Origin of the sequence: Rugamonas sp. DEMB1 (assembly GCF_029834475.1) — a bacterium.
GTDB lineage: Bacteria > Pseudomonadota > Gammaproteobacteria > Burkholderiales > Burkholderiaceae_D > Rugamonas > Rugamonas rubra.
Genome location: NZ_CP122407.1, coordinates 3,101,059 through 3,126,798 on the forward strand (window position 1 = coordinate 3,101,059; position 25,740 = coordinate 3,126,798).

The window sequence follows — 25,740 nt, forward strand, 5'->3', positions numbered from 1 at the left end:
CCGCCGCCCCATGCAAGTCTCGGCTCAAAGGGCTATGCGCGCGCGTCCACATAAACCCAAGCCGTTCGCCCCGAGGACAGTGGAGCTGAGACGCGCTTGTAGTCTGATACTTCATACTTGTCTGCGTGTGCGAGTTCATCATTCGTCACCTCGTAGACGGTGCCAGCAACGCGGTCTTCCGCAATGCCCGTTTGTTTAACGATGGGATGGTGACTCTTCCCGCTGGTCTTGACCACCTCCTGGTCTTCAATTTTCACCATCGAACGATGAAATCCTAGCAATTGGTCGGCGGTGCCTTGAAGCTCCCGCCCAAAGGTGGCCAGTTGCACATCACACTGTTGGAGCGTTCCATATGAAAAGAGAAGTTGCGTCATCGAGCGGGGTCTCCATTGAAGTAAGGTTGTGGCAAGCTTCCAATGCCTGCGCCGGCTTCGGCGTTAGAATCAGGCCACCGATAGCTCAATATACTCGTAACGGGGTAGTAGTGTTCCCGGACTTCTTCTAGCTGATTTCCTCCAAATAAAACAACAGAGTCCCCCTCTATACGGAGAAAAAAACCTACGTGGCCCTTCCAGCTATTGGGATCATCCCTCGTCAACACGGCGATACATCCAGGGACGGGGCTTTCCAGCGGAATACCCCATTCCAACCATGAGCGAGCCAGTGCTGAACCGGTGCCTGCGATACCGACTTGGGCGAGACACCAATTCATAAAGGATGAACACCATGAAATCTTGTCGTCGTAGCCCCGCAGGTTGGTATGGTAGTTGTACTCGACGATTCTAGGATTGGTCTGTCCGGCTGGGGAGCGCCGTATGCCGCGCTCTCCAAAAGCGGCGGTCATCCAAGGTTGCCCCCCCCGGCTCTCTAGCTCGGCGATGCCAGTCTCAAGACCATCGATGCTTGGCGAGCTCGCCGGTGCGATAAGTGTACAGATCCAAACCATCGGAAACCTTGCTGGCAAGTCCATCGCGTAGAGTTTCAAAAACTGAGATGCTGTCTTACGGATTGATTCAGAATAATATTTAAGACGAGAATGCATGCACCAAGAACCAAACTGAGTGAAATTATCCATGATATATTTTTAAAGCGCAGTGAAATTTCGATACGCTTCCTTGAAAAATATTTACTCATTTCCTACTTAAAAATCTTCCTAGAACAGTCTTCTTGTGGCCGAAAATTGTCACTCCAGTGACTCAAAAACTTTCGTAAACTCAGGTAGTTTTAATTCCACAGCCTTTCTGGCGTACTCATCGCTGCTTAAAGGGCCAAGTACAACGTCCGACTGATTCCCTAAATCTGAGTCACGCAAAGAGTCGACTATAAAATAATCGGTTTTGCTTCTATCCCCAGCGGGATGCTGTTTAGCCACTGCATATCGACCGTTCCAACCGACAGCGAAAACCATCGCATCCACGCGTCCAATCCAAGAGCCTTTGCCGAGACTCCTGCACAATGAGATATTGTCAGCTGTGTCTATCCACAACAGAGCGTATGGGCCAGCACGCCACTCAATGCCCGAATCGAAGAGGCTGCATGAGTTAACGCTAGCTGAGAGAACTAAGGCAATCAACAACCTAAATAGTCGCATCGTCATCTTGATGAGTGTTGTTTCATTGAATATCCGCTACTGGCCGGTTTGCGTCATCGCTAGTTGTACTTCTCATCTAGTGATTCTTTCCAATCTTGGAGAACGCTTACAACCTCTAGAGCATCCTTTGTTGATCCACGCAGGCCCATTCGATTTACAACAATATCTGTCAGATGCTGAGCGATGATTTCCGCCGGGGCCTCATCTTTCACCAGCTTAAATACGTTCGACAAATATGAATAATACTCGTCTCTTGCTTGCGGCACCCCGGATATGCCAATAGGGGCCCCAGATGTAGTGAAGAACCTCATCCACCCTGCGGTAAAGTTCTTCATCCTTCGGCTCCAATTTTGTGCCCATGAAAATTCGTTTCGTTTAGATTTTGAGCGGCGGCTTCTGGCCGATGAAACCAAGGGCGTTCTATTGCTTTTCAGGAGTTTGGAAAACACCCCACTTCCCATCTTTAAACAAATAGAGTGCAGAAGAAATTCTTGAACTTCCACTGCTTGAGTAAAGAAGCGGAATTGCTTTTTGTAACTGGCTTATGGTTCCCTCATCAGACACACGGGCAAATAGAAGCCCCCCTCGCTTGGGAACTGCCACTACAATTCCTTCCGGATACTTTTTGCTCAACGTCATCCAAAAATCATGGTCAAGAAAATAGCTGCTGCCTAGGTCCGGCGATTGGCCGTTGACCTGCATAAGACCGCCTGACCATACTGAGACCTCTGGGCTTCCATACACTCGCTTTATGTTTTTAATCGCGACTTGCAGAGCCTCGCTTGTGCTTAATCCCAGGCTTGAAAGATCCTGAGGTGTGGCATTGCGCATAGACTGTGGTCCGTCGAAGACAAATCGGATGTGCATATCTCCAATGAATTCGAAGTGCGCCATCTCAATTTCAATCTCTTGACCATTAGCCAATCTTGCCCGTTGCTTAGCAGTTGGCACTAAGGTGTCATCGAGTTTATTTCTCCCAATTGACTCACGTAGCACCACCATTAAATTGTCGCGAGACATCTCATTGCCTAGATTGGCGGCTTGCACCAAGGAGGTGGAGCATAGATAAGCGCACGCCATCATTCCAAAAAACGCTCGAAAACACGAAAAGAATTTCAACATTGCTCACCTCTAATATTAAAAATGTGTGCGGCTGCTCCTGGCTGTACCCCGACCTTATGTCAATTGGACCGCATTGCAGTTTCGAGGTGTCGCGTTCTCATGAAACAGGTCCGCCAAATATTCACACAACTCATGTTCAGCGATATCACTTGGCACCACAAAGTCCGCAGGCCTACGTTTCCCGTCAGCCCCAAAATAGAACGCTTGCCACCCACCATCTGAGCCAGTGATTGCGATAAAGGAACCGAAAATATTAAACTTAAATGCTTCCATGTGGATTCCGAGGTTGTACGTTTCAGGCAGATTTTTAGTAAATTTACCACTCTCAGCAATCGTAATTCAAGCCGAACAGTTCAGCATCCACTGCACGCCAAACTGGTCGGTCAACTTACCGAAATAATCGCCCCAAACCTGCGTATCTAGAGGTGTGGTGACTACGCCTCCATTCGCCAATTTGTCAAAAATCTGTTTCGTCAACTGCTTATCATTCATCTGCAAAATATGTGCGGACCCTCGCATTGGCTCCGCATCATCATTATCGGAGGCAAAGAACAGAACACCCGGCCCCTCAAATCTTGCATGCATGATTTTGCCGCGCATGGATTCATTTCGAACCGGCATACCATCAACGCCAAATCGCAGCACGTCGCTAACTCGGCCCAGCCCGCACTGCGTGTAAAACTCCAATGCCTGCTCGCAAGTTGTAGTGAAAAAGAGATAGTTGGACAATTGCATCAATTCATCCTTGTAAATAGCTAGGAATAGGCCGAAGGTTGCTGAATTTACACCATATTTGCCAGCGCAGCCGAAAATCTCAGGCTCGCCAAGGGGACACGCCTATGCCGCCACCCCAGGCCACACCACAGCTTGTGCCACAACAACATTTTCGCCATTGAAGGTCAGTGCCGGCGAACCGTAAAGTACATATCCAAGTGCCAGGGCTTCGCTAACACGACGGCAAAACTTCGCATCGTCTGGACCAGTTAGAACTCGGTACACTGGCAAGTCGTCCGGTGGAGTGCTCATGGTTTGCTGATTCCTATAAATGATTGCTGGCTAGCAGTAGCATTGCCGAAGAGCTCGCTTAGTACAATGCCAATTTTAAGCGTATGATCACGTCGTCAATTCTACAAGATTATTCCCATGCCATTTCGACTTCTCATTGCCCTCCTCTTTGCCACCTCGACCGCCATGGCTGCGCCAGCCACGGAGACCGCGCCGAAACCCTTGATCGATCAGGTCGAGCGCTTGACGGAGCTACTGCGCGATCCATACGCGGTCGGCTATCCGAAGGCGACCATGTTCAAGATGCTGAGTCCGCAAAAAGGCGAGCAACTGGCGCTGACGGTATTTACTGTGGAAGGATTTGGCGGCGGCAACAACCACACCCAGTATTTCGCCATGTTCAGCTACGAAACGGACGAAGACGGAAAGCGGCCCCACTACACCTTGATGGACGTGATTCCCATCGGCGGCAAGGGCTGGCGCGGCGTGACGAGTCTGGCCGCGAAACTGGTGCGTGATCCGAAAACGCACACTGCGGAAATCACCATCCCTGCGCTGGAAGTCGGCCCGGACGATGCACCGAACTTCCCGAGCAAACGGACAACGATCAAGTTGCTACTGAAGAATGGACGGCTTGCCGAAGTTGGCAAGCCCTAAGGTAGATGCGGAATGCGGCTGAAGAAAGCCAAATGATAAGACCTTTGAAGCATATGTCGGCCGGCGGCGACGTTAGCCGCCGCCGGCCGATTCAAGTCTAGCCTCAGGCCTTAGGCGCAGCCTCGCCCAACTTCATCTTGGCCCGCAGGGCCTCGCGCACATGCGGCGTGGCCTTGTACGGATCGCTCGGATTGCGATGCTGCACGATCTCCTCCATGCGCATCTGCACGCCGGCCAGCGCGTCTGGATGCGAGTAGATGTAGAACTGGCCGTCGGCGATCGCCTTGAAGGTCAGCTCGGCCACGTCGACGGCCGATACCTTGCCGGACGACACGGCCTTGTCCGTCATCGCCTGCGAGGCCAGCTGGCTGGCGGTCGGGCACTTGGTCATGCGCACGTCGTCGGGCCGGTTGCGGTGCGACTGGCTGATGCCGGTCGGCACGAAGTACGGGCACAGCACGGAGGCGCCCACCGGTGCGCCGACCAGTTGCAGATCCTGATACAAGGTTTCCGTCAGCGACACCACGGCGTGCTTGGAGACGTTGTAGACGCCCATCGCCGGCGCGTTCAGCAGCCCGGCCATCGAGGCGGTGTTGACAATGTGTCCCTCGAAGGACGGGTCACTTGGCGGCGGCGTCCAGCATCAGCTTGGTGAAGATGCGCACGCCGTGGATCACGCCCCAGACGTTGACGCCCAGCACCCACTCCCAGTCCGCCTCGGTGTTTTCCCAGATCAAGCCGCCCGAGCCCACGCCGGCGTTGTTGAACACCAGGTTCACGCCGCCGAACTCGGCGACGGTGGCGTCGGCCAGCGCCTGCACCTGCTCGCCCTTGCGCACGTCGCAAAGCATGGCGATGACGCTGGCGCCCTGGGCCACCAGCTCCTCCTTGGCGCGGTCGAGCGCGTCGCGCTGCACGTCGGCCAGCACCAGTTTCATGCCCAGGCGCGCCGCCACGTTGGCGAATTCCCTACCCAAACCGCTCGCGCCGCCGGTAATGACGACGACTTTGTCTTTGAATGTTTTCATCAGATCAGTTTCACCAGTTGTTTGCCGAAGTTTTTGCCTTTGAGCAGGCCCATGAACGCTTCCGGGGCGGCGGCCAGGTCGGGCGCCACCGTTTCCCGATACTTGAGCTTGCCGGTCGCGACCAGCATGCCCAGTTCCGTCAGGCCTTGCGGCCAGAATTCCATGTGTTCGGTGACGATGAAGCCGCGCAGCGTCAGGCGGTTGGTCAGCAGGACGCGGGCGTTCTTGATCTCCACGTCGGCGCCGTTGTAGCCGGCGATCATGCCGCACAGGGCGACGCGGGCGAAGGCGTTGGTGCGCGCCAGCGCGGCGTCGAACACCTCGCCGCCGACGTTCTCGAAGATGGCGTCGATGCCGTTCGGCGCGGCGGCGGCCAAGTCGGCCTGCAAATTGCCGGCCTTGTAGTCGACGCAGGCGTCGAAGCCCAGCTCGTTGACGACGTAGTCGCACTTTTCCTTGCCGCCGGCGATGCCGACCACGCGGCAGCCGCGCAGCTTGGCCAGCTGGCCGACCACGCTGCCGACGGCGCCGCTGGCGGCGGACACCGCCACCGTCTCGCCGGCCTTCGGTTGCATGATCTGGTTCAGGCCGTACCAGGCGGTCATGCCGGTCATGCCGACCGGGCCCAGATAGGTCGACAGCGGAATCCGGCTGACGTCAAGCTTGCGCAGCAGGGCGCCGTCGGAGACGCCCATTTCGGCCCAGCCGAACATGCCGGCGACGTGCTCACCGACGGCGAACTTGGGGTTCTTCGACTCGACCACCTGGCCGACGGTGCCGCCGATCATGGTTTCGTCGAGCGGCTGCGGCGCGGCGTAGCTCTTGGCGTCGCTCATGCGGCCGCGCATGTACGGGTCCAGCGAGAGGAAATGGTTGCGTACCAGCACCTGGCCGTCGGCCAGGGCGGGCACCTCCACCGTCTCCAGGCGGAAATTGCTGGCTTTGACTTCGCCGCGCGGGCGCTCGGCCAGGACAATGCGTTGGAATGTCGTCATGTCGATGCTCCTTAGACGGCGGATACGCCGCCGTCCACCGCCAGCGTCTGGCCGGTGATGTGTTTGCCGGCGTCGGAGGCGAACAGCACCGCCACGCCCTTCAAAGTCCTCGTTGTCGCCGATGCGTTGCAGCGGCGCGCCCTTGGCCAGCTCGTCGCTGCCCAGTTTTTCCAGGATGCCCTTGGTCATCTTGGACGGGAAGAAGCCCGGCGCCACCGCGTTGACGGTGATGCCGTAGGCGCCCCACTCGCCCGCCAGGGTGCGCGTGAAGTTGATCACGGCGGCCTTGGAGGTGTTGTAGGCGATGGTTTTCATCGTGCCCGGCGGGTTGCCGCTGAAACCGGCGATGGAGGCGATGTTGATGATGCGGCCGTACTTGCGCGGAATCATCGAGCGCTTGCCGACCGCCTGCGACACCAGGAAGATGCTGCGGATGTTGAGGTTCATCACCTTGTCCCAGGCTTCGATCGGATGGTCCTCGGCCGGCGCGCCCCAGCTGGCACCGGCGTTGTTGATCAGGATGTCGATGTGGCCGAGCTGGCTCATGGCGGCGTCGACCAAGGTGGTGACCTGGGCGTCGTCCTGCAGGTCGGCGGCGACGGCCGTGGCGGTCACGCCCTGCTCGGCCAGGAAGGCCAGCGCCTCGTCCAAATCGGCCTGCTTGCGCGAGGAGATCACCACCTTGGCGCCCTGCTCGCCCAAGGCCAGCGCCATTTGCAGGCCCAGGCCGCGCGAGCCGCCGGTGACCAGCGCGGTCTTGCCGGCGAGGGAGAATAATTCTTGTGTTGTACGCATGTCTCTTCCTTATTGTTGTGGGGGTTGCGGTATCAGATTTCGTAGTCCATGCACTGGCGCGCTTCGCGCACCGCGCCGAAGAATGGTTTGAGTGCCACGTGCGAGGGATGGTTCTGGTAGGCGTCCAGCGCGGCCTTGTCGGTGAACTCCGAGTAGAGGACCACGTCGTAGGTCGCTTCCAGGCCGGGCTGGGCCACCACCGCCTCCAATTTCAGGATGCCGGGCACCAGATCGGCGCAGGCGTCGAGCATGGTTTTCATCTTGGCGGCGTTGCTGGCGCGGTCGGCGCCTTCGGCGTGTTCCTTGAGTTTCCAGAGGACGATGTGCTTGATCATATGTTTTTCGTATCGATTCGTTAGAACCACGCGTTTTGCATATCGAGCGTGGTGGTGTCTATGCTTTCGAGCAGGGCCAGCTGCTGTTCGACCTTGGGCAGTTCCCAGCGGAAGAAGAAGCGGCAGGCCTGCAACTTGCCACGGTAGAAGTCGGTGTCGGCCGCCTTGGACTCGGGCAATTGGCTGGCGGCCAGCAGCGCCTGCTGCAGCCAGATCCAGGCCACCACCACGTGGCCGACCGCTTCCAGGTAGGCGCTGGCGTTGGCCAGCGTCTTGTTCATGTCCCCGGCAGCATACAGGGCCAGCGTGACTTGTTCCACCCGTTGCCAGCTGGACTCCAGCGCGGCGGCGTGGGCCAGCAGCTCGCTGGCGAGCTCGGCGGCCAGCTCGGCCGGCAGGCCGGCGCCAGCGTGGGCCGGCACGGCGACGCTGCCGCGCACCTTGCGCACGGTTTTGCGCAGCTCGCCGCCGAAGGCCTTGAACAGCGCGCCGTCCTGCATCGACACCTTGCGGCCCAGCAAATCCAAGCCGTGGATGCCGTGGGTGCCTTCGTGGATGGCGTTCAAGCGGTTGTCGCGGTAGAACTGCTCGACGTTGTATTCGCGGGTGTAGCCGTAGCCGCCGTGCACCTGGATCGCCAGGCTGTTGGCCTCGACGCACCATTGCGAGGGCCAGGACTTGGTGATCGGCGTGAGGAAGTCGAGCAGGCGGCCGGCGTGCTCGCGCGCCTCCGGCGTCTCGGCGCTGCGTTGCTCGTCGACCAGGCGGGCGCTGTACAGCACCAGGCCGAGGCCGCCTTCAACGTAGGCCTTCTGCGCCAGCAACATGCGCCGCACGTCGGTGTGTTCGATGATGGGCAGTTGCGGCTGGGCCGGGTCTTTCTGCGCCGGATGGCGGCCCTGCGGCCGGTTGCGGGCGTAGTCCAGCGCGTGCAGGTAGCCGGTGTAGCCGAGCACGGCGGCGCCCAGGCCGACGGCGATGCGCGCCTCGTTCATCATGTGGAACATGTTGGCCAGGGCCTGGTGGGCGGTGCCGACCAGGTAGCCGATGGCGCCGCCCTTGCCTTCCGGCAGGAACTTGCCCTCGCCGAAGTTGAGCAGGCAGTTGCTGGTGCCGCGGTTGCCCATCTTGTGGTTCAGGCCGGCCAGCACGACGTCGTTGCGCTCGCCCAGGCTGCCGTCGGCGTTGACCAGGAACTTGGGCACGAGGAACAGCGAGATGCCCTTGACGCCGGGAATCGGCTTGCCGTCCGGGCCGGGGATCTTGGCCAAGACCAGGTGGACGATGTTGCCGGCCAGCTCGTGCTCACCGGCGGAGATCCACATCTTGTTGCCGCGCAGGCGGTACTGGCGCTCGCCGTCGACGCCGGCGGCCGGATCCGGCTCGGCGCGGGTGCTGATGTCGGACAGGCTGGAGCCGGCCTGCGGCTCGGACAGGCACATGGTGCCGAAGAACTTGCCGGCGAACATGGGCTCGACGAAGCGCCGCACCTGTTCCGGCGTGCCGCACTTGAGCAGGGTGTTGGCGCTGCTGATGGTGAGGAAGATGTAGGCGGCGGTGCTGACGTTGGCGCTGGTGAAGTAGGCCGACAGCACCTTTTCCACCACCGTCGGCAGTTGCATGCCGTCGCGCTCGAAGTCCTGGCCGGCGGCCATCAAGCCGGCGGCGCAGAAGGCGTCCAGCGCGGTTTTGACTTCGGGAATGATTTGCACGCGCAGGCAGTTGCCGTCCGGCACGGCGTGCGGCTCCTGCTGGTCGCTCTTCTTGTTGTGCGGGGCGAACAAGTCGGTGGCGATCTGTTCGGCCGTGTCGATGGCGGCGTCGAAGGTTTCGCGGTTGTGGTCCTGGAAGCGCGGGCGGCGGTTCAGCGCCTCCGCGTCCAGCCACTCGTAGAGCATGAATTCGATGTCGCGGCGCGACAGCAGGGTCGATTGCATTCGGGTGCCTTGAGGAGGTGGAATGTGCTGATGGCGTGAGATGGCGTGAGATGGCGAGCTGGCAAACCCGGCGGCGCGCAGCGAGGGTCAGAGCATAGGGTCAGACCCTAGGGTCTGACCCTGAAGCCGTGTCGCGGCCGAGGCCGTTTAGACCACTTCGAACAAGCCGGCCGCGCCCTGGCCGCCGCCGATGCACATCGTCACGACGACGTACTTGACGCCACGGCGCTTGCCTTCGATCAGCGCGTGGCCGGTCAGGCGGGCGCCCGACACGCCGTAGGGGTGGCCGACGGCGATGGCGCCGCCGTTGACGTTGAGGCGGTCGAGCGGAATGCCCAGCTTGTCGGCGCAATACAGCACCTGCACGGCGAAGGCCTCGTTGAGCTCCCACAGGCCGATGTCGGCGACCGTCAAGCCGGCCTTCTTCAGCAGCTTGGGAATGGCGAAGACGGGGCCGATGCCCATTTCGTCCGGCTCGCAGCCGGCCACGGCGAAGCCGCGGAAGATGCCCAGCGGTTGCAGGCCCTTGGCGGCGGCGGTCTTGGCGTTCATCACGATGGCCATCGAGGCGCCGTCGGAGAACTGGCTGGCGTTGCCGGCGCTGACCACGCCGCCGGGCACGGCGCTGCGGATCTTGGAGACGGCCTCGTAGGTGGTGTCGGCGCGGATGCCCTCGTCGGCGGAGATGGTCACTTCGCGGCTGAGCAACATGCCGCTGGCCTTGTCGGCCACGCCCATGACGGTGGTCATCGGCACGATCTCGGCGTTGAACAGGCCGGCGGCCTGGGCGGCGGCGGCCCGTTGCTGGCTCTGCGCGCCGTACTCGTCCTGGCGCTCGCGGCTGATGTTGTAGCGCTTGGCGACGGTCTCGGCCGTTTGCAGCATCGGCCAGTAGATCTCCGGCTTGTGCTCGGCCAGCCAGACTTCCTTGTACATGTGCATGTTCATCTCCTGCTGCACGCAGGAGATCGACTCGACGCCGCCGGCGGCGTAGATGTCGCCCTCGCCGGCGATGATGCGCTGGGCCGCCGTGGCGATGGTTTGCAGGCCGGACGAACAGAAGCGGTTGATGGTCATGCCGCCGGTGCTCACCGGGCAGCCGGCGCGGATGGCGATCTGGCGCGCGATGTTGCCGCCGGTGGCGCCCTCGGGGTTGGCGCAGCCGACCAGCACGTCCTCCACCTCGCCGGCCTCGATGTTGGCGCGGGCGATGGCCGCCTGCAGGGCGTGGCCGCCCAGCGTGGCGCCGTGCGTCATGTTGAACGCGCCCTTCCACGATTTGGCCAAGGCGGTGCGGGCGGTCGATACGATGACGGCATCTATCATGTGAGTCTCCTGGAGGAAAAGTGTTTTGTTTTGTCAGCCGCAAGCCGGGCCCGCGGGTCGCCCCGAACGCCGTGGCGCGGTTTCATGTGCACTGATAAGGATGAGAATAGCATATTTTAGTACGGTCGTTCGCAAATTTTCAGAGAACTTTTTATAGCAGATTTTGCCACGCGCCGCCTTAATATTCTGTAAGCTTTGCGTAAGTTTGGAGCAAGCTTGGCGTAAGCTTAAGCGCCCACACTCAATCAAGCTGATAAAAACGGGGAGAACACCCGAATCCGCTGACGTTGTCCAATAATTACTATAAGGAGACAAACCATGGCAGTTACAACCGGCAGTACGGCGGATGTGCGCAAGATGGGCCAAAAGTCCAATCCGATCACAGCCGAGGAACGCAAGGTCATCTTTGCTTCCTCGCTGGGGACGGTGTTCGAATGGTACGATTTTTACCTGTACGGCTCGCTCGCATCCATCATCGCCAAGCAATTCTTCATCGGCGACCCCACCACCACCTTCATTTTCGCCCTGCTGGCCTTTGCCGCCGGTTTCATCGTGCGTCCCTTCGGCGCGCTGGTGTTCGGCCGCCTGGGCGACATGATCGGGCGTAAATACACCTTCCTGATCACCATCCTGATCATGGGCGCCTCGACCTTCATCGTCGGCCTGCTGCCCGGCTACGCCGCGATCGGCATCGCCGCCCCCATCATCCTGGTCACCCTGCGCATCCTGCAGGGCCTGGCGTTGGGCGGCGAATACGGCGGCGCGGCCACCTACGTCGCCGAACACGCCCCCGAGGGCAAGCGCGGCGCCTTCACCGCCTGGATCCAGACCACCGCGACCCTGGGCTTCTTCCTGTCGCTGATGGTGATCCTGGGCACCCGCCTGGCGATCGGCGAGGAAGGCTTCAACGCCTGGGGCTGGCGCGTGCCCTTCCTGGTCTCGGTGCTGCTGCTCGGCGTGTCGGTGTGGATCCGCCTGTCGATGAACGAGTCGCCCGCCTTCGCCAAGATGAAGGCCGAGGGCAAGACCTCGAAGGCGCCGTTGAGCGAGGCCTTCGCCCAGTGGAAGAACTTGAAGATCGTCATCCTGGCGCTGGTCGGCCTGACCATGGGCCAGGCCGTCGTCTGGTACACCGGCCAATTCTACGCCCTGTTCTTCATGCTGCAAACGCTGAAGATCGACATCGCCACGGCCAACATCCTGATCGCCATCGCGCTGTTGCTGGCGACGCCGTTCTTCATCTTCTTCGGCACCCTGTCGGACCGTATCGGCCGCAAGTACATCATCCTCGGCGGTTGCCTGATCGCCGCGCTGACCTACTTCCCGCTGTTCGCCGGCCTGACCCACTTCGGCAATCCGGCGCTGGAAACGGCCTTGAAGAACTCGCCGGTGGTGGTGGTGGCCGACCCGGCCTCCTGCCACTTCCAGTTCAACCTGACCGGCACCAAGAAGTTCCCCTCGTCCTGCGACATCGCCACCCAGGTGCTGTCGGCCGGCTCGGTCGCCTACACCAAGGTCGACGCGCCGGCCGGCAGCATGGCCGTCATCAAGGTGGGCGACAAGGAGCTGACCTCGTTCAACGCCGCCATGACCGCCGACGGCCTGAACTTCGACGCCGACAGCAAGAAGAAGGAGGCCGAGTTCAAGAAGGAGGCCGGCGCCGCCATCAAGGCGGCCGGCTATCCGGCCAAGGCCGATCCCGATCAGATCAACAAGCCGATGATGGTCTTGCTGCTGTTCGTGCTGGTGCTGTACGTGACGATGGTGTACGGCCCGATCGCCGCCATGCTGGTCGAGATGTTCCCGACCCGCATCCGCTACACGTCGATGTCGCTGCCCTACCATATCGGTAACGGCTGGTTCGGCGGCCTGCTGCCGACCACCGCCTTCGCGCTGGTCGCCTTCAAGGGCGACATCTACTACGGCCTGTGGTATCCGATCGTGATCGCCCTGGCGACCGTGGTGATCGGCACCCTGTTCGTCAGCGAGACGCGCGACAACGACATCTACGCAGCCGACTGATCCGCTGCCGCAGCAAGACGAAAGCCGCCAGCGATGGCGGCTTTTTCATTTCTAGACTGCCGGCGACGTCTCCCGTCGCGTTGACAGCGCTTGCTGTTTGTCGCATGATTATCAGGTCAATTTCGCACTGAGAGGCCGGTATGCGTAAGGCGGAAATTGGATTCAAAGTGGATGAGCAAGTGCTGGCGAACGCCCAGGCCTTTGTGGCGAAACATGGCGGTTCCCTTGATGAGCTCGTCTCCGCCTTCCTCGCGTCGCTCTGCCGCGAAGAAAAGGAACGCGGACCGGCCTTAGACCCATCCACCAGCGTACTAATGGCGGTAAGCAGCGGACGGATTTCAATCTTGGAAGCCGCACGCCAGCTTGAGCTGCCCGACGCGGGTTACGTATTTCAACGTTTGGCCGCCCTGGGCCTGCCTCTACCTCGTCTGTCCGAGGAGTTCACTCGTCAACAATTGGAGCAGGCGCGCAACGCCCTTGACGGTTGCTTGATTGAACCTGAAGTGACGGCGAAAATACCCAGTGAACCCAGCAAACCATCTGAGCTAGCATAAACCGGCATGAGCCAGTTGCTCATTCCCGACTCTGGGCCACTGTTCTCCTTGGCCGCCGGGAATTTGTTGGGCTTACTTGCTCGTTTCCGAGTTGGCATCAGCGACATCGTTCGTGAGGAAACCATTGATCGCGGATTTGGAACGAATCCCTCGATCGAAGCCCAACGTTTGCTTTCCTATTACACGCAGAACGCAGCGCACATCAGCATTTTCCAAACACAAGTTGGCATGCAGATTCGAGAGGCAAGGGCTCTCGATCCAAATTACCAAACTCCGCGCAATCTTGGCGAGCTTTCCATACAAAGCTTGCTCATCGACCTGCAGCTGAACACGAGAGGCACACATCCGGTTATCCTCTTCGAGGATGCTTGGTTTCTCAAAAATGCGACCTCCCTGGCAAAGCCTTACACGCTTCTCAGTACGCAAGCCTTCCTTGAATATGCAGAGCAAAAACACTGGATAAAGTCGGCCAATCAGGCGCGACAATCCATCGCCAAGGTTCGACCAGGCGCATTTACTGCGAGCGAGGTCATTCATCAGAAGCCAAGCTCGCCGTAAGTACGGGGACTTGGATTCTAGCTCTGCTCGGCCACCTCGTGCTGGTACATCAGGCGGTGCTGCTGGAAGGCCTCGCCGATGCAGTTGCGCAGCAGCTCGTCGTTCCACGGCTTGGTGAAGAAGCGGTAGACGGCGCCCCGGTTGATGGCGTCGATCACCGACTCCAAATCGGTGTAGCCGGACAGGATGATGCGGATGGTCTCCGGGTACAGCGCCTTGACCCGGCTGAGGAACTCGGTGCCGCTCATCTCCGGCATGCGCTGGTCGGACAGCACCACCTGCACCCGGTGCAGGGCCAGCAGGGCCAGCGCGTCGGCGGCGTTGTTGGCGGTGAGGATGCGGTAGCCGTCCGGCCGCAGGGTGCGCGACAGCGCCTTGACGATGTTGACCTCGTCGTCGAGGATCAACATGGTGCGCTCGGCGCTGTCGCTCGGCAACGCCAGCCTCTTGTGGGCGGCCAACATCTCGGCGAAGGCGGCCGGCGCCACGGCCTTGCTGAACAGGAAGCCCTGCATCTCGTCGCAGTGTTGCCGCCGCAGGTAGTTCATCTGCCCCTCGGTCTCGACGCCCTCGGCGATGACGTTGATGTGCATATTGTGCGCCAGGCCGATGACGGCGTTGCAGATGGCCGCGTCGTCGGGCACGGTGGTGACGTCGCGCACGAAGGAGCGGTCGATCTTCAGCTGGTCGATGGGGAAGCGCTTCAAATAGCTCAGCGAGGAGTAGCCGGTGCCGAAGTCGTCGAGCGAGATGCCGACGCCGAGCAGCTTGAGCTCGGCCAGGATGGCGACGGCGGCCTCGACGTCGTGCATCACCGCGCTCTCGGTCACCTCCAGCTTGAGCGCGCCGGGCGCCAGGCCGTTGCCGCTGAGCGCGGCGCGCACCACCTGCACCAGGTCCTTCTGGTGGAATTGCCGGGCCGACAGGTTGACCGCCACCGGCGGCACCGCCAGGCCCTGCTCGCGCCAGGCGCGCAGCTGGGCGCAGACGTTGTCGATGGCCCAGGCGCCCAGCGGCAGCACCAGGCCGGTCTCCTCGGCCAGGCGGATGAACTCGGTCGGCGCCACCATGCCGCGGGTCGGATGGCGCCAGCGCATCAGCGCCTCGGCGCCGGTGATGTTGCCGTTGGCCAGGCTCACCTGCGGCTGGTAGTGCATCAGCAGCTCCTCGCGCTCGAGCGCCTGGCGCAGGTCGGCCTCCATCGAGAAGCGCGCCGCCATGCGGGCGTTCATGGCCGGCGCGAAGAAGCGGAAGGTGTTGCCGCCCAGGCCCGTTGGCGTCCTGCATGGCCAGGTCGGCGGTGCGCAGCAGCGCCGCCGGGTCGGCGCCGTCGTCGGGGAACAGGCTGATGCCGATCGAGGCCAGCGGCCGCACGTTGGGCGGGCCGCCGGGCAGCGGCTGGCCCAGCCGCGCCAGGATGGTGGTGGCCAGCGCGCCGGCCGCCGCGCCGGACTCGACGCCGGGCAGCAGGATGACGAACTCGTCGTTGGCCGGCCGCGCCACCGTGGCGCCCTCGCCGGCCAGCGACTCGAGCAGGCGGGCCACCTCGGCCAGCATCTGGTCGCCCACCTTGTGGCCGAAGTTGTCGTTGACGTCGCGGAAGCGGTCCAGGTCGACGAACAGCGCCGCCAGCTGCTTGCCGCCGATCCTGGCCTGCTCGGCCGCCTGCGCCAGCCGGCCCTCCAGGGTGACCCGGTTGGCCAGCCCGGTCAGCGTGTCGAAGCTGACGCGGTGGTCGAGCAGGGCCTCGATGCGCTGCCGCTCGGCCGCCTCGCGCACGCGGGCGATGCCGTGCTCCAGGTTGCGCAGCAGCTCGCCCAGCAGCGCCAGCTCGGCGGCGTCGAAGCGGCCGACGGCGCCGTCGTACAGGTTGAGCGCGCCGATCACCTCGTCGCCGCAGCACAGCGGCATGGCGACGCAGGACAGCAGCCCGCGCGGCAGCGCGCCGCCGCGCCAGGCGGCGAACAAGGGGTCGTGGGCGACGTCGCTGGTGGCCAGGATGCGGCGCTGGACGATGGCGGTGCCGGCGGCGGCGCGGCGGCGCACGTCCTCGCCCCAGCTCAGCTTGAGCTGGTCGACATAGTCGCGGTCGCTGCCGCCGTGCGCCACCGGCTCGATGCGCTGCTCGGCGTCGCGGCGGGCGTAGCCTATCCAGGCCAGGCGGTAGTGGCCGGCCTCGACCAGCGCCCCGCAGAAGGCCTGCAGCATCGCCATCTCGTCGACGGCGCCGGCCAGCGCCGCGTTGCAGGCGCCGCGCAGCGCCACCACGCGCTCCAGCACCAGCAGGCTGGCGGCCTGCTGGTGGCGCACGTCCTCGTTGTGGCGGGCGTCGACGGCCAGGTCGTTGAGGGTGTTGACCAGCTGCTCGAACTCGCTGGCGCTGTTGACCTGCAGGCGCTTGGGCAGCTTGCCGTCGGCCACGTCGCGGGCGAAGGCGACGCACTCGCGCAGCGTGCGGTCGATGCCGCGCACCACGCCGAAGGCCAGCATCAGGCCGATGCCCAGCGCCACCAGCGGCGCCAGCAGGGCCAGCAGCGTGGTCTGGTGGCGCAACCAGCCCAGGCGCCGCTCGCCGGCCAGGCCGGCCTCGGTGGCGTGTTCGCTCAGCGCGGCGATGCGCCGGGCCAGTTGCGCATAGGCGCCGGCCTGGTAGCTGAGCAGGCCGATGTCCTGCGCCTCGCTGCGCAGCGGCTCGGCGGCCACGGCGGCGGCCAGGCGCATGTTTTCGCGCACGTCGCGCAGCGCCTCGAGCCGCGCCGGACCATCGACGGCGCCCGGCAACAGCGCCGCGCTGGCGCGCAGGCTGAGCTCGACGATGCGGTTGTCGCGCTCGATAAAGCCCTGCAGCGCGGTGGAAAGGTATTGCTGGCTGGCGGTGACCGCCAGTATCGCCAGCAGCACCGGCGCCACCAGGGCGGCCATGCCGACCAGCAGGCGGGTGCGCAGGCTCAGTTGCTGGAACTTCTGCTGGAACTCAGCGAGTGCTGCCATGGCGCGGGGCTTTCATCGGGTGGCTCCTGTTTGACAAGGCGCAGAACATGCGCGGAAAGATGAACCTCAAATCAATCTTACCCCGTTTTTATTTCGCCAATTGCCTGTTAGAAGGCCACCGCCTTCCGCGCAACACTAGCAAGAAAAAAGCCGCTATCGCTAGCGGCTTGGAATTTTTCGTACTAGTATTTACAGATTCAGCCGTTGAAGGACTTGCCCTCGGCCGCCAGTTTGACCAGCAGCGGCGCCGGCCGCCAGGCCTCGCCGTGGTGGCCCTTGGCGTACTTCTCGATCGCCGCCAGCACGTTGGGCAGGCCGACCGTGTCGGCGTAGAACATCGGGCCGCCGCGGAACAGCGGGAAGCCGTAGCCGGTCAGGTAGACCATGTCGATGTCGGAGGCGCGCATGGCGATGCCCTCCTCGAGGATCAGCGCCGCCTCGTTGACCATCGAGAACACCAGCCGCTCGACGATCTCCTGGTCGCCGACCTTGCGGCGCGCCACGCCCAGCTCGGCCGAATGCTGCACGATCATGGCGTTGACCAGCTCGGACGGATAGGCCTTGCGGTCGCCCGCCTTGTAGTCGTACCAGCCGGCGCCGGTCTTCTGGCCGTAGCGGCCCAGTTCGCACAGCAGGTCGGCGGTCTTCGAATAGCTGATCTCCGGCGATTCCACATAGCGGCGCTTGCGGATGTACCAGCCGATGTCGTTGCCGGCCAGGTCGCCCATGCGGAACGGTCCCATGGCGAAGCCGAACTTCTCGGCCGCCTGGTCGACCTGCTCCGGCAGGCAGCCCTCCTCCAGCAGGAAGCCGGCCTGGCGGCTGTACTGCTCGATCATGCGGTTGCCGATGAAGCCGTCGCACACGCCGGACACCACGCCGGTCTTCTTGAGTTTTTTCGACAGCGCCAGCGTGGTCGCCAGCACGTCCTTGCCGGTCTTGGCGCCGCGCACGATCTCGAGCAGCTTCATCACGTTGGCCGGGCTGAAGAAGTGGGTGCCGACGACGTCCTCGGGCCGCTTGGTGAAGTTGGCGATCTGGTTCAGGTCCAGGGTCGAGGTGTTGGAGGCCAGGATGGCGCCCGGCTTCATCACCTCGTCGAGCTTGCGGAACACGGTTTCCTTGACGCCCATGTCCTCGAAGACGGCCTCGACGACGATGTCGGCCTGGCCGATCTCCTCGTAGGACAGGGTGCCGCTGATCAGGGCCAGGCGCTGGTCGAACTTCTCCTGCGTCAACTTGCCCTTCTTCATGGTGTTCTCGTAGTTCCTGCGGATCGTCGCCAGGCCAGTTGTCGAGCGCCTCCTGCTTGGTTTCCAGCAGGATCACCGGGATGCCGGCGTTGACGAAGTTCATCGCGATGCCGCCGCCCATGGTGCCGGCGCCGATCACGGCGGCCTGCTTGATGGCGCGGGTCGGCGTGTCGGACGGCACGTCCGGCACCTTGCTGGCGACGCGCTCGGCGAAGAAGGCATGGCGCAGCGCCTTCGACTCGGTGGTCTGCATCAGGCCCAGGAAGCACTCGCGCTCGAACTTGACGCCGTCGTCGAACTTCATCGTCACGGCGGCGGCCACCGTCTCGACGCACTTGAGCGGCGCCGGGAAGGGGCCGGACATGGCCTTGACGGTGTTGCGGGAGAACTGCAGGAAGGCCTCGTGGTTGGGATAGTCGACCTTGCGCTCGCGCACCTTCGGCAGCGGACGGGCGTCGGCGACCTTGCCGGCGAAGGCCACGGCGGCGGCCAGCAGGTCGGTGCCGGCGGCGAACACCTCGTCGAACAGCGCCGTCTTGGCCAGTTTTTCCGACAGCACCGGCGTGCCGGAGACGATCATGTTCAGCGCCATCTCCAAACCCAGCACGCGCGGCAGGCGCTGCGTGCCGCCGGCGCCCGGCAGCAGGCCGAGTTTCACTTCCGGCAAGGCGATCTGCGCGCCCGGCAGGGCCACGCGGTAGTGGCAACCCAGCGCCAGCTCCAGCCCGCCGCCCATGCACACGCTGTGGATGGCGGCCACCACCGGCTTGGACGCGCCCTCGGCGGTGGCGATCAGGGTGGCCAGGCTAGGCTCGGCGAGCGCCTTCGGCGAATTGAATTCCTTGATGTCGGCGCCGCCCGAAAAAGCCTTGCCGGCGCCGGTGATGACGATCGCCTTGACGGCCGCGTCGGCCAGCGCCCGCTGGATGCCGTCGACGGCGGCGGCGCGCGTGGCCAGGCCCAGGCCGTTGACCGGCGGATTGTTCAGCGTAATGACGGCAACGGAACCGCTAACTTGGTATTCGGCGCTCATGTCTCTTCCTTGTATTTGGTGAAGTCGATGGGGATGCGAGTAGCTAACTATACCGCATAAAAGAACGGTCGTATTATTTTTTCTACGCCCCCGGCAAGATTTCGGCGATCATCTCGTGGTCGTCGTCCAAGCCCACCTCGACGAAGCCGAAGCTGGCGTAGAAGTCCTTGGCCACCGGGTTCTCCGGGTGGTAGCAGATGGTGATGCGCTCGACGCCGGCGCAGGCGCGGATCTCGGCCAACACCAGCTCCATCGCGCGCCGGCCTATGCCCTTGCCCTGCTGTCGATGGTCGACCATGAACCGATAGATACCGTATTCGCCGACCCGGTCGTTGGACTGCCGGTCGTACATCAAAAACCCGACCAGCTCGGGCCCGGCGTAGATCGCCCGGGCCTGGAAGTCCGGATAGAACGAGGCCTGGGCGATGGAATAGGCATTGCTGGCCAGGTAGTCCTCCTGCTGCTTGAGCAGCGGCAGGTCCATGACGGCTTCGAAGTTCTCTTCCGTCACCGCCGCGAGTCGCACATCCAATTCCATGCTATCTCCTCAGCGCACCATTGGATTCGGCGTCGGCTCGGCGACCTTGCTGAGCAGGTTGCGGTCGACATGGTGGAAGGGCTCGTCCTCCTTGCCGCGTATGAGCATCACGGTGTCCTCCTCGTAGCCCCAGGTGCCGTCGTCGTTGATGGTGACCTTGATGTGGTATTCGGTGGTCTTGAAGCCGTACTCCAGGAAGGGGTTGGAACGGATGCCGTAGGTGTCCGACTCGCGCAGCGCCACCAGTTCGAAGCTCTTGGCGTCCGCCGCCACCACGCCCGAGGCCATGGCGATCTGCCCGCGCGGGATCGCCAACGTCTGGATCACCGTGCTGGTGGCCGGTTCCCACAGCCAGTAGCCGACCTGCTCGTGGTAGGTCTTGACCTGGTCCGGCTTGGTGATCAGGATCAGGTAGCGCAGGCCGTAGAACAGCTGCGGGCCGTTGGTCACCGGGTCGATCGGCTGCAGCTCGATGCGCTCGACATAGGCCTGCTTGCGCGGGCCGTCGGCCTTCGGCTTGATGTCCAGGCCGCGCGTGCCTTCCCACACGCCGGCCATCGGCCGCAGCGGGCCGAGGTTGTTCAGCGTGTTGGTGTCGATGTTGGACGGTTCGGTGAAGACGTCTTCGGAAAATTCGCTCATGGCTTGCCCCTGTTGTTGTGTGTCGTCGGTCGCAAGCATTGTATGCGATGGGCGCGCCGCCTGAACTGGCGCGGTTGGTTTTGGTCTGGATTAGACCACTTTAGCCTCTGACGGAAAAAGACACACCGGCAGCCTACGCCTCGGCGGCACAGCTACCAATCCGCTCACCGGCCCAGGTCGACCACGATGCGGTTGCGGTCCGCCACGCGGGCATACGAGACGGCGCGCCCCAGGCCGCGTATCAACAGCAGCCCGACGCCGCCGACCGGCTGCGCCTCGGCGGCCAGCCCGGCCACCGGCGCGCTTGGCGGTGGCGGGTCGCGCAAGGGATTGAAGGGCGGCGCGGCGTCCTCGAAGGAAAAACAGCTGCCCTGCGCGACCAGCCACACGGCGCCGTCGCCCGCGCCGGCATAACCGTGCAAAACGCTGTTGCGGAACAGCTCCTCGAGTATCAGCTCGGCGCAGCCGAGCCGTTCCGCACCCAAACCGGCGCCGCGCAAGATGTCGGACACATAGGCCTGCACCTGCGGCAGCTCCTCCAGACGGGCGGCAAAGCGCCGTCCCGGCGTGCCGTTTGCGCCACTGTCCGGGTCCAAATCGTTTCCCAATCCGCTCATACAAGCATATTATCGGAATGCTCAGTCGAGGAGAACGACGATGATCCGATTCCGCCACATCTGCATCGCCGCCGCCACACTGCTCGCGCTATATGGGCGGACGCAGGCCGCCGAGCTCCCCGCCGGCATGGTCAAGACCAGCAAGGGCCAGGCCGTCATCGAGCGCGAGGGCAAGCCGTCGCCGGCCCTGCCCGGCGCCGCCTTGATGCGCAGCGACCGCATCGTCACCGGCGCCGACGGCAGCGTCGGCGTCACGCTGCGCGACGAGACGCTGTTGTCGGTGGGGCCGAACAGCCACGTCTGGCTGGAAAAGTTCGCCTTCAATCCGACCACCCACGAGGGCAGCCTGGACGCCTCCGTCAAGCGCGGCACCATGGGCGTCATCTCCGGCAAGCTGTCCAAGCAGTCGCCCGGCGCGGTGCAGTTCCGCACCCCCAGCTCGGTGCTGGGCGTGCGCGGCACCGAGTTCCTGATCGACGTCGGCGCGGGCCAGCCCTAGCATGGGCGCGGCGCTAATCTGGATCGTCTGCGCGCTGGCCGCGCTGGCGCAGTCGCAGCGCGCGCCGAGCGAGCGCGTGGTGCTGCTACCCAGCCAGGACGGCCGCGCCAGCGCCGTCGTCATCGTCACGGCCGCCGGCCAGACCGTGCTGGACCAGCCCTACCTGAGCGCGGCCATCGGCCGCGACGGCGCCGTCACCACCGCCAGCGAGACGGCCGACGCCGTCCAGCAGCGCTACGCCGCCACGCTGGCCGCGCTGCCGCAGCGCGCCGCCGTCTTCCTGCTCCACTTCGACACGGCCACCGAGGCGCTGGTGCCGGAATCGCTCGCGCGGCTGGCGCTGATCAAGCTGGAGCTGGCCAGGCGGCCGGCGCCGGAGATCGTCGTCGTCGGCCACACCGACACCGTCGACACCAGCGCCTACAACGACGAGCTGTCGCTCAAGCGCGCGCTGGCGGTCAAGCAGATGCTGGTGGAGGTGGGCATCGCCGCCGACAGCATCAGCGCCAGCGCGCGCGGCGAGCGCGAGCCGCTGGTGCCGACCCGCGACCGCGTCGCCGAGCCGCGCAACCGCCGGGTGGAAATCCGCGTGCGCTGAGCCGCGCCGGGCCGCGCCGGGCTAAGCGGCGGGTCCGCTCCAGCGCAACACCAACAGCGCCAAATCGTCCGAAGGCTCGGCCGCGCCCACATGCGCGCGCACGTCCTCGCGCACGGCGCGCACCACCTCCGCCGGGCCCGCGCCGCCCCGCCCGGCCAACAGGCTATCCAAGCGCACATTGCCGTACACCCGGCCGGCCGCGTCCATCGCCTCGGTGACGCCGTCGGTGTTCAGGCACAGGCAGTCGCCCGGCAGCAGCCGGTAGCGCTGCACCGGGTAGTCGAAGTCCTCGATGACGCACAAGGGCGGCCCGTCGGCGCCGCGCAGCCGCCCGACGCAGCCGCCGGACAGCAGCCGGGGCGCGTCGTGCCCGGCGTTGCACAGCAAGACCTCGCCGCTGTCGGCGTCGAGGATGCCGGCCACGCAGGTGACGAACAGGCTCTCCGGGTTCTCGCGCAGCAGCTCGCGGTTGGCCTGGTACATGATGGCCGCCATGCCCGCCTCGCCGCGCAGCGCCACGCTCTTCGACAGCGCCTTGGCCACCACCATGAACAGGCTGGCCGGCAGGCCCTTGCCGGAGACGTCGCCGAGCAGGAAGAACAGGCGGCGCCGGTCCAGCATGAAGAAATCGTACAGGTCGCCGCCCACCTCGCGCGCCGGCTCCAGCAACGCGTCCAGCGCGAAGCGGGTCTCGCCGGGGAAGGCGCTGGCCGCCCGCGGCAGGCTGGCCATCTGGATGCGCCGCGCCGCGTTCAACTCGCCGGCCAGCGTGGCCGCCGCCTCGCGCGCCACGCGCAAGGCCCGCTCGCTGCCGTGCCGCGCCCGCACCGCCGCGCCGAACAGGTTGGCCCACAGGCTCAGGCAGACCAGCCCCAGCGCGCCGGCCACGCCGGCGGCGTCGAACAACAGGCCGGCGCGGAACAGCGCCAGGCCGGCGCCGAACAGCAGGCCGGCCAGCGCCGCGCCGAGCGGCAGCGCGCGCAGCAGGCGCAGGCGCGGCAGCAGCCAGACCAGGCCGCCGGCCAGCAGCGCGAAGCACAGCGCCTCGGCCCAGCGCATGGCGGCGGGCCGGCGCAGCTGGGCGCCGTCGAAAAAGCTCTCGATCAGCTGGGCGTGCACGTCCACGCCGGGCAGCAGGTCGCCGCGCGCGTTGGTCTTGTGGTCGGCCAGGCCGAGGCCGGTCAAGGCGACGATGACGATCTTGTCGCGCAGCGCGTCCGGCGCCAAGCGGCCCTGCATCAGGTCCAGCGCCGAGATGTAGCGCTGCGGCGCCGGCGCCGAATAGTTGACCCACACCGCGCCGTCGGCCCGGGTCGCCACGCGCAGGTCGCCCACCGCGATGGCGCGCACGCCGGCCGCGTCGGCGTGGACCTCGACGGCGTCGGCGCCGGTGGCCACCCGCAGCAGCTCCAGCGACAGGCCCGGCAGCAGCGTGCCGCCGACCGCGCCCAGCAGCGGCACGCGCCGCACCACGCCCTTCTCCAGCTCGGCCGACACCAGGCCCTGGCCGCTGGCGGCCGCCTGCAGCAGCGGCAGGCTGCCCAGCGCGCGCCGATAGCGCGGCACGTGCGGCGGCAGCGCGCCCAAGGCGGCGCCCGCCATGGTCAGCCGCACCGGCCAGGCGCGCAGCACGTCGCGGCTGCCGACGGCGGCGTCGTCGAAGCCGGCGACCGCCAGCACCACCGGCGCGCGCCGCATGGCGGCCGCCAGCGCCTGGTCGTTGGACGGCAGCGCCGCCAGGCCGTCGCGCAGCGCGCCCGGCGCCAGCCGCGCCGCCAGCGACTCGGGCGAGGAGGCGTCGGCCTCCGGCATCAGCAGGTCCAGACCGATGGCCAGCGGCCGTTGCGCCGCCGCCGCGTCGATCAGCTCGGCCAAGCGCGTGCGCGGCCACGGCCACTGGCCGTGGCGCTTCAACGCCGCCTCGTCCACGGCGACGATCTGCACCGGCCCGGACTGGCGCTGGCGCGGCAGCAGCAGTTGGTAGCCGTCGAACAGGGCCAGCCGCAACGCCGGCAGCGCGCCGTCGTCCGGCCAGGCCAGCGCCGCCGCCAGCGGCAGCGCCAGCGCGGCGGCCAGCGGCCGACCCCGGCCGGCGCGCGCCAGGTCCAGGGCGCGCGCGGCCCAGCGGCTCAGCCGGCGCGGCATGGGCGCCTAGAGCTCGATTTCCATGCCGTCATAGGCCGACACGATCTTCAACGGCGCCTCGCCGGTGATCTGCGCGTAGCGCCGCGTTTCGGCCAGCACGCGGCCGATCTGCGCGTCGTCGTAGATCGGCTCGTGGTGGAACAGGCAGAGCTGGCGCACCCCGGCCAGCTGGCACAGCTCGACGCCGACCACGTTGCTGGAGTGGCCCCAGTCGGCCTTCACCGAGATCGAATCGGCCAGCGAATACATGGCGTCGAAGATGACCAGGTCGGCGTCGCGGAAGAACTCGACGAAGGCGGCGCCGGCCTCCACGTCGCCCAGCTTGTGCTCCGAGTCGGTGCTGTAGACCATGGCGCGGCCGCCGTGCTCGAGCCGGTAGCCGTAGGAGTCGCCGGCGTGCAGCTGCAGCTTGGCCGTCACGCGCAGGCCGTTGATCTCCAGCGCCACGCCCGGCAGCATGCAGCGGAACTCGATGGTCGCGCCCAGCTGGTCGAAGCTGACCGGGAAGCTGATCGCCTCCTGTTGGCGCCGCATGGCCGTCTCCAGCTGCTCGTGGCAGCCATAGAAGATGATGCGGTTGCCCGGAATGTAGGCCGGCGTGAAGAAGGGGAAGCCCATGATGTGGTCCCAGTGCAGGTGGGACATGAACACATGGTAGGTCTGCGGATTGCCGGCGCCGTAGCGGGCCAGCTTGGCGCCGGCCAGCTGGCGCACGCCGGAACCCATGTCGAGGATGATGTGCTCGCGCGTGCTGGCCGGGTCCCACACCTCCACCTCGACACAGCTGGAGTTGCCGCCGTAGGTGCCGCTGACCTCGAAGCCCAGCTCGTCGTCGAGATAGGCGGCGATCTTGGCGTCGTCGTCCAGCTGGCGGCCGATGGCGCCGCGCAGCGCCGTCTCCAGCTTGGCGCGCACCTGCTTGTGGTTCAGCGCCACCGGCAGCGAGCCGCGCGCGCCCCAAATGCGCGCCTTCATGCCGTCCCGCCCTGCCCGGCCGGCGGCTTGGACGCGGTCGGCAGGTTCAGCGCGGCCAGCGCGCCGGCGCGGTCGGGAAAAATCTCGAACAACATGTCGAAGCGGCTGATGCCGAACACCTCGCGCACCAGCGGCGACAGCGCGGCCAGCGCCATGCGCCCGCCCTGCGCCTTGATCTGGCGGATGGCCAGCATCAGCGCGCGCAGGCCGATGCTGCTGATGAAGTCGACCTTGGACAGGTCCAGCAGCAGCGCCGTGCCGGCCGTGCAGCCGGGCAGAAAGCCGGCCAGGGCGAGCTGGAAGTCGTCGACGTGGGCCTGGTCGACGCGGCCGGCCGGGGTCAGCACCAGCACCCTGCCCTCCTGCTGCGGCGAGAACTCCATCATTGTATACACCCTGCGGTCTGCGGTTGGGGGACGTGCGCCGGCGGGCGGGCCGCCGGCTGCGGTGCAAATAAGTGTAGCAAATCGGCGCCGCAGCTAGTTACCTTTTCGCATCTTTCCCCGCAGCATGCAACAACCCCG

The 25,740-nt window shown here is 64.5% G+C and carries 25 protein-coding genes and 5 pseudogenes; 7 read left to right on the plus strand and 23 right to left on the minus strand.

Annotated features, from left to right (window positions below):
• Nucleotides 1-32 precede the first annotated feature (32 nt).
• The 6 genes from QC826_RS14040 to QC826_RS14070 all read right to left on the minus strand — a co-directional run bounded on the left by QC826_RS14040 (nt 33) and on the right by QC826_RS14070 (nt 3,739).
• Entirely contained in the window at nt 33-374 is a 342-nt protein-coding gene (locus tag QC826_RS14040) for a gamma-glutamylcyclotransferase family protein (RefSeq protein WP_279766132.1), read from the minus strand.
• Nucleotides 371-844 carry a TIGR02594 family protein gene (locus QC826_RS14045; RefSeq protein WP_279766489.1) on the minus strand — a complete coding sequence of 158 codons (474 nt, stop codon included), beginning with the start codon at nt 842-844 and terminating at the stop codon, nt 371-373. Before QC826_RS14045 ends, QC826_RS14040 begins: the two co-directional genes overlap by 4 nt.
• Nucleotides 845-1,650: 806 nt before the next feature.
• Nucleotides 1,651-1,926 carry a hypothetical protein gene (locus tag QC826_RS14050; RefSeq protein WP_279766133.1) on the minus strand — a complete coding sequence of 92 codons (276 nt, stop codon included), beginning with the start codon at nt 1,924-1,926 and terminating at the stop codon, nt 1,651-1,653.
• Between the two features lie 85 nt (nt 1,927-2,011).
• Nucleotides 2,012-2,713, minus strand: a complete 702-nt coding sequence (locus QC826_RS14055; protein ID WP_279766134.1) for a hypothetical protein — start codon at nt 2,711-2,713, stop codon at nt 2,012-2,014.
• Nucleotides 2,714-3,052: 339 nt separating this feature from the next.
• Nucleotides 3,053-3,448, minus strand: a complete 396-nt coding sequence (locus QC826_RS14065; protein ID WP_279766136.1) for a glyoxalase/bleomycin resistance/extradiol dioxygenase family protein — start codon at nt 3,446-3,448, stop codon at nt 3,053-3,055.
• 102 nt (nt 3,449-3,550) lie between these two features.
• On the minus strand, nt 3,551-3,739 hold the full coding sequence (locus QC826_RS14070) for a DUF1737 domain-containing protein (protein WP_093388928.1): 189 nt from the start codon (nt 3,737-3,739) through the stop codon (nt 3,551-3,553).
• A 117-nt stretch (nt 3,740-3,856) separates the two neighbouring features.
• Here QC826_RS14070 and QC826_RS14075 point away from each other — a divergent pair, with 117 nt between their 5' ends.
• Nucleotides 3,857-4,375 carry a hypothetical protein gene (locus tag QC826_RS14075; protein WP_279766137.1) on the plus strand — a complete coding sequence of 173 codons (519 nt, stop codon included), beginning with the start codon at nt 3,857-3,859 and terminating at the stop codon, nt 4,373-4,375.
• A 103-nt stretch (nt 4,376-4,478) separates the two neighbouring features.
• On the opposite strand, the pseudogene QC826_RS14080 reads toward QC826_RS14075, so the two are convergent.
• From QC826_RS14080 to QC826_RS14105, 6 genes and pseudogenes are all read right to left on the minus strand, one after another.
• A pseudogene (locus QC826_RS14080) lies at nt 4,479-5,403 on the minus strand (SDR family oxidoreductase).
• Nucleotides 5,403-6,398, minus strand: a complete 996-nt coding sequence (locus tag QC826_RS14085; protein WP_279766138.1) for an NADP-dependent oxidoreductase — start codon at nt 6,396-6,398, stop codon at nt 5,403-5,405. Before QC826_RS14085 ends, QC826_RS14080 begins: the two are co-directional and overlap by 1 nt.
• A gap of 11 nt (nt 6,399-6,409) precedes the next feature.
• Nucleotides 6,410-7,193 (minus strand): annotated as a pseudogene (locus QC826_RS14090) (SDR family oxidoreductase).
• A 32-nt stretch (nt 7,194-7,225) separates the two neighbouring features.
• On the minus strand, nt 7,226-7,528 hold the full coding sequence (locus QC826_RS14095) for a Dabb family protein (protein WP_279766139.1): 303 nt from the start codon (nt 7,526-7,528) through the stop codon (nt 7,226-7,228).
• 20 nt (nt 7,529-7,548) lie between these two features.
• Nucleotides 7,549-9,465 (minus strand): acyl-CoA dehydrogenase, encoded by a 1,917-nt coding sequence (locus tag QC826_RS14100; protein WP_279766140.1) that lies wholly within the window; start codon nt 9,463-9,465, stop codon nt 7,549-7,551.
• A gap of 147 nt (nt 9,466-9,612) precedes the next feature.
• A complete protein-coding gene (locus QC826_RS14105; RefSeq protein WP_279766141.1) occupies nt 9,613-10,791 on the minus strand; it encodes an acetyl-CoA C-acyltransferase in 1,179 nt (392 codons plus the stop codon).
• 318 nt (nt 10,792-11,109) lie between these two features.
• On the opposite strand from QC826_RS14105, the gene QC826_RS14110 reads away from it, so the two are divergent.
• From QC826_RS14110 to QC826_RS14120, 3 genes are all read left to right on the plus strand, one after another.
• Entirely contained in the window at nt 11,110-12,813 is a 1,704-nt protein-coding gene (locus tag QC826_RS14110; RefSeq protein WP_279766142.1) for an MFS transporter, read from the plus strand.
• 140 nt (nt 12,814-12,953) lie between these two features.
• Complete coding sequence (locus QC826_RS14115; RefSeq protein ID WP_279766143.1) at nt 12,954-13,367, plus strand: hypothetical protein; 414 nt, start codon at nt 12,954-12,956, stop codon at nt 13,365-13,367.
• 6 nt (nt 13,368-13,373) lie between these two features.
• Nucleotides 13,374-13,925, plus strand: a complete 552-nt coding sequence (locus QC826_RS14120; RefSeq protein ID WP_279766144.1) for a hypothetical protein — start codon at nt 13,374-13,376, stop codon at nt 13,923-13,925.
• Nucleotides 13,926-13,942: 17 nt separating this feature from the next.
• Here the strand turns inward: QC826_RS14120 and QC826_RS14125 are convergent, their stop codons facing one another.
• The 4 genes and pseudogenes from QC826_RS14125 to QC826_RS31630 all read right to left on the minus strand — a co-directional run.
• Complete coding sequence (locus QC826_RS14125) at nt 13,943-15,157, minus strand: EAL domain-containing protein (protein WP_279766146.1); 1,215 nt, start codon at nt 15,155-15,157, stop codon at nt 13,943-13,945.
• An 82-nt stretch (nt 15,158-15,239) separates the two neighbouring features.
• Nucleotides 15,240-16,916, minus strand: a pseudogene (locus tag QC826_RS31620) (diguanylate cyclase domain-containing protein); the annotation flags it as partial.
• Nucleotides 16,917-17,113: 197 nt separating this feature from the next.
• Nucleotides 17,114-18,169, minus strand: a complete 1,056-nt coding sequence (locus QC826_RS31625) for a 3-hydroxyacyl-CoA dehydrogenase NAD-binding domain-containing protein (RefSeq protein ID WP_409567825.1) — start codon at nt 18,167-18,169, stop codon at nt 17,114-17,116.
• 28 nt (nt 18,170-18,197) lie between these two features.
• Nucleotides 18,198-18,290: pseudogene (locus QC826_RS31630) on the minus strand (hypothetical protein); the annotation flags it as partial.
• Between QC826_RS31630 and QC826_RS31635 the strand changes: the two are divergent.
• Complete coding sequence (locus QC826_RS31635; RefSeq protein ID WP_409567826.1) at nt 18,259-18,585, plus strand: hypothetical protein; 327 nt, start codon at nt 18,259-18,261, stop codon at nt 18,583-18,585. The pseudogene QC826_RS31630 and the gene QC826_RS31635 overlap by 32 nt on opposite strands.
• A gap of 89 nt (nt 18,586-18,674) precedes the next feature.
• Here QC826_RS31635 and QC826_RS31640 read toward each other — a convergent pair.
• The 4 genes and pseudogenes from QC826_RS31640 to QC826_RS14150 all read right to left on the minus strand — a co-directional run.
• Nucleotides 18,675-19,202: pseudogene (locus QC826_RS31640) on the minus strand (enoyl-CoA hydratase/isomerase family protein); the annotation flags it as partial.
• A gap of 82 nt (nt 19,203-19,284) precedes the next feature.
• Complete coding sequence (locus QC826_RS14140; RefSeq protein WP_279766148.1) at nt 19,285-19,740, minus strand: GNAT family N-acetyltransferase; 456 nt, start codon at nt 19,738-19,740, stop codon at nt 19,285-19,287.
• Between the two features lie 9 nt (nt 19,741-19,749).
• Nucleotides 19,750-20,382, minus strand: coding sequence for an FABP family protein (locus QC826_RS14145; RefSeq protein ID WP_279766150.1), 633 nt, complete (start codon nt 20,380-20,382; stop codon nt 19,750-19,752).
• A gap of 164 nt (nt 20,383-20,546) precedes the next feature.
• On the minus strand, nt 20,547-20,978 hold the full coding sequence (locus QC826_RS14150; RefSeq protein ID WP_279766151.1) for an ATP-binding protein: 432 nt from the start codon (nt 20,976-20,978) through the stop codon (nt 20,547-20,549).
• Between the two features lie 61 nt (nt 20,979-21,039).
• Between QC826_RS14150 and QC826_RS14155 the strand changes: the two genes are divergently transcribed.
• Nucleotides 21,040-21,498 (plus strand): FecR domain-containing protein, encoded by a 459-nt coding sequence (locus QC826_RS14155; protein WP_279766152.1) that lies wholly within the window; start codon nt 21,040-21,042, stop codon nt 21,496-21,498.
• A 1-nt stretch (nt 21,499) separates the two neighbouring features.
• Nucleotides 21,500-22,096, plus strand: coding sequence for an OmpA family protein (locus tag QC826_RS14160; protein ID WP_279766153.1), 597 nt, complete (start codon nt 21,500-21,502; stop codon nt 22,094-22,096).
• A 21-nt stretch (nt 22,097-22,117) separates the two neighbouring features.
• On the opposite strand, the gene QC826_RS14165 is transcribed toward QC826_RS14160, so the two are convergent.
• The 3 genes from QC826_RS14165 to QC826_RS14175 are packed head-to-tail and all read right to left on the minus strand — an operon-like array spanning nt 22,118 to nt 25,602.
• The gene (locus QC826_RS14165) at nt 22,118-24,241 is read right to left on the minus strand and encodes a CHASE2 domain-containing protein (protein ID WP_279766154.1); all 2,124 of its coding nucleotides are present in this window, start codon (nt 24,239-24,241) and stop codon (nt 22,118-22,120) included.
• 6 nt (nt 24,242-24,247) lie between these two features.
• Nucleotides 24,248-25,216: an MBL fold metallo-hydrolase gene (locus QC826_RS14170; protein ID WP_279766155.1), complete on the minus strand. Its 969-nt coding sequence runs from the start codon at nt 25,214-25,216 to the stop codon at nt 24,248-24,250.
• Nucleotides 25,213-25,602 (minus strand): STAS domain-containing protein, encoded by a 390-nt coding sequence (locus QC826_RS14175; protein WP_279766156.1) that lies wholly within the window; start codon nt 25,600-25,602, stop codon nt 25,213-25,215. The genes QC826_RS14170 and QC826_RS14175 overlap by 4 nt, the downstream gene beginning before the upstream one ends.
• Between the last annotated feature and the right edge of the window lie 138 nt (nt 25,603-25,740).

Coding starts and splice junctions, on each gene's coding strand:
- QC826_RS14040 (WP_279766132.1), bottom strand. CDS start 374: ATGACGCAACTTCTCTTTTCATATGGAACGCTCCAACAGTGTGATGTG.
- QC826_RS14045 (WP_279766489.1), bottom strand. CDS start 844: ATGACCGCCGCTTTTGGAGAGCGCGGCATACGGCGCTCCCCAGCCGGA.
- QC826_RS14115 (WP_279766143.1), top strand. CDS start 12,954: ATGCGTAAGGCGGAAATTGGATTCAAAGTGGATGAGCAAGTGCTGGCG.
- QC826_RS14075 (WP_279766137.1), top strand. CDS start 3,857: ATGCCATTTCGACTTCTCATTGCCCTCCTCTTTGCCACCTCGACCGCC.
- QC826_RS14140 (WP_279766148.1), bottom strand. CDS start 19,740: ATGGAATTGGATGTGCGACTCGCGGCGGTGACGGAAGAGAACTTCGAA.
- QC826_RS31625 (WP_409567825.1), bottom strand. CDS start 18,169: ATGAAGAAGGGCAAGTTGACGCAGGAGAAGTTCGACCAGCGCCTGGCC.
- QC826_RS14125 (WP_279766146.1), bottom strand. CDS start 15,157: ATGAACGCCCGCATGGCGGCGCGCTTCTCGATGGAGGCCGACCTGCGC.
- QC826_RS14145 (WP_279766150.1), bottom strand. CDS start 20,382: ATGAGCGAATTTTCCGAAGACGTCTTCACCGAACCGTCCAACATCGAC.
- QC826_RS14110 (WP_279766142.1), top strand. CDS start 11,110: ATGGCAGTTACAACCGGCAGTACGGCGGATGTGCGCAAGATGGGCCAA.
- QC826_RS14100 (WP_279766140.1), bottom strand. CDS start 9,465: ATGCAATCGACCCTGCTGTCGCGCCGCGACATCGAATTCATGCTCTAC.
- QC826_RS14050 (WP_279766133.1), bottom strand. CDS start 1,926: ATGAAGAACTTTACCGCAGGGTGGATGAGGTTCTTCACTACATCTGGG.
- QC826_RS14120 (WP_279766144.1), top strand. CDS start 13,374: ATGAGCCAGTTGCTCATTCCCGACTCTGGGCCACTGTTCTCCTTGGCC.
- QC826_RS14105 (WP_279766141.1), bottom strand. CDS start 10,791: ATGATAGATGCCGTCATCGTATCGACCGCCCGCACCGCCTTGGCCAAA.
- QC826_RS14165 (WP_279766154.1), bottom strand. CDS start 24,241: ATGCCGCGCCGGCTGAGCCGCTGGGCCGCGCGCGCCCTGGACCTGGCG.
- QC826_RS14175 (WP_279766156.1), bottom strand. CDS start 25,602: ATGATGGAGTTCTCGCCGCAGCAGGAGGGCAGGGTGCTGGTGCTGACC.
- QC826_RS14085 (WP_279766138.1), bottom strand. CDS start 6,398: ATGACGACATTCCAACGCATTGTCCTGGCCGAGCGCCCGCGCGGCGAA.
- QC826_RS14070 (WP_093388928.1), bottom strand. CDS start 3,739: ATGAGCACTCCACCGGACGACTTGCCAGTGTACCGAGTTCTAACTGGT.
- QC826_RS14155 (WP_279766152.1), top strand. CDS start 21,040: ATGATCCGATTCCGCCACATCTGCATCGCCGCCGCCACACTGCTCGCG.
- QC826_RS14065 (WP_279766136.1), bottom strand. CDS start 3,448: ATGCAATTGTCCAACTATCTCTTTTTCACTACAACTTGCGAGCAGGCA.
- QC826_RS14170 (WP_279766155.1), bottom strand. CDS start 25,216: ATGAAGGCGCGCATTTGGGGCGCGCGCGGCTCGCTGCCGGTGGCGCTG.
- QC826_RS14160 (WP_279766153.1), top strand. CDS start 21,500: ATGGGCGCGGCGCTAATCTGGATCGTCTGCGCGCTGGCCGCGCTGGCG.
- QC826_RS14055 (WP_279766134.1), bottom strand. CDS start 2,713: ATGTTGAAATTCTTTTCGTGTTTTCGAGCGTTTTTTGGAATGATGGCG.
- QC826_RS14095 (WP_279766139.1), bottom strand. CDS start 7,528: ATGATCAAGCACATCGTCCTCTGGAAACTCAAGGAACACGCCGAAGGC.